Below are 1335 nucleotides of genomic sequence, written 5' to 3'. Positions count from 1 at the left end.
TGTATCGTTAAAAGAGGGTTGGATTAAAGTTCATTACCCTAACGGGTAGTTAAATGAACCGCCCTGTGCGGACCCGCATGCAGGGTGGTGTGGGGAGGGCTGGCTAGATACCAGCCCTTACCCGATTATGCCATGCATTTTAGTTTACTACTCTTACGTGCGGATGCTTAATCGAAACTTCCAGATTATTGCAAAGAGAGTTTAATTCTTCTTGCAATGACTCACTCTTTACTTCACGGATTGATCTGCAAAGGTCGACAACAATCATTTCAAGCCAATATCTATCTACGTTAACAACATGAAAACCGCTTTTACCCGATATCGGATGAAAAATTTCCGCTTGATCTGGAAATGGATATCCATATTTCAAAATTAATTTGGCTTCTCTTCCTGTAATTTCAATTTCTATATTCTCTGACATAATTATACTTGTTAAAAAAATATTTTATCTAGGGCAGTAGGGCTGATTTGGTGCATAACGCTGTTGTAAATTGCAGTTTTAGAGGAGCCTTTTTGTGCTATTAAGCACAAAAAGGGGCGACGGAAAAACTGTCAATTTGACAACCTTGTTATGGCTTTGGTTAGGTTGTATTTTATTCCGTTGCTATTAACCACCTGATTACCGCACTTTTCATTTTTATTGTAAACAGCGCTTAGCTCTATATTACTAAGCCACTCGCGCTTTATATTAATTAAATACAATTGCTTACCTCGCTCCTCAATATAAGGTAATACATCCACTACTAAGCTAGTAGCACCTCTTTCTACGACCGTGAGGCTCAGCGCCCCGATCTCCAAAGTGTTAACCTCTGAAGGTATTGATAAGTGCACCTCTTCCAACTTATCACCACTGCGCACGGATGATCCAATTTGATTTAAGAGTTTAGCCTCTTGTGAAAGCTTAGCTGCCGTCACGAAATAAGAAATTCCACAAGGCGGTGAAGCATTAACCCAACCACTTATAACTAAACTTGGAATTAATAAAAATATCATTTTCATGGTATAGCCATAACGCTTGGGTAATATGCGGAAAAAAGCGCAGCTTTTTGAAGTCATATTGACCCATTTGTGTACGCCCGGCATGGGCTTGAATTTATGGGGTGAAAGTCCCCTGTGGGAAGATCACCGTTGAAAACAGGTTGTGATTAAACGACAAACCACTAGCGAATGGCAAGGGCTGATCCGCGAGGAGAAGTCTGGAGGAAGCCGCTAGCAAAGCTGCGAGCTAATGAACAAGAATCGTCATATGAGGCGTAGGCTGGAGGCGAGTTGGCACAAGACAACGAAGCCATGTGATCTAACGGCCACCGTAAATGACGCAGTTGTGCAGTGAAG

General features: G+C 41.7%; 2 protein-coding genes. Both read right to left on the bottom strand.

Annotated features, from left to right (window positions below; all coding sequences use genetic code 11):
* Positions 1–139: 139 nt before the first annotated feature.
* A complete protein-coding gene (locus tag LU351_RS20435) occupies positions 140–421 on the bottom strand; it encodes a hypothetical protein (RefSeq protein ID WP_232595934.1) in 282 nt (93 codons plus the stop codon).
* A gap of 131 nt (positions 422–552) precedes the next feature.
* The gene (locus LU351_RS20430) at positions 553–1056 is read right to left on the bottom strand and encodes a hypothetical protein (RefSeq protein WP_232595933.1); all 504 of its coding nucleotides are present in this window, start codon (positions 1054–1056) and stop codon (positions 553–555) included.
* Positions 1057–1335 lie beyond the last annotated feature (279 nt).

This window comes from Marinibactrum halimedae (genome assembly GCF_021234875.1).
Taxonomy (GTDB): Bacteria; Pseudomonadota; Gammaproteobacteria; order Pseudomonadales; family Cellvibrionaceae; genus Marinibactrum; species Marinibactrum halimedae.
Note: the sequence above shows the minus strand (reverse complement) of the source record. Positions and strands in the feature narration are given on the sequence as shown.

Coding starts and splice junctions, on each gene's coding strand:
- LU351_RS20430 (WP_232595933.1), bottom strand. CDS start 1,056: ATGACTTCAAAAAGCTGCGCTTTTTTCCGCATATTACCCAAGCGTTAT.
- LU351_RS20435 (WP_232595934.1), bottom strand. CDS start 421: ATGTCAGAGAATATAGAAATTGAAATTACAGGAAGAGAAGCCAAATTA.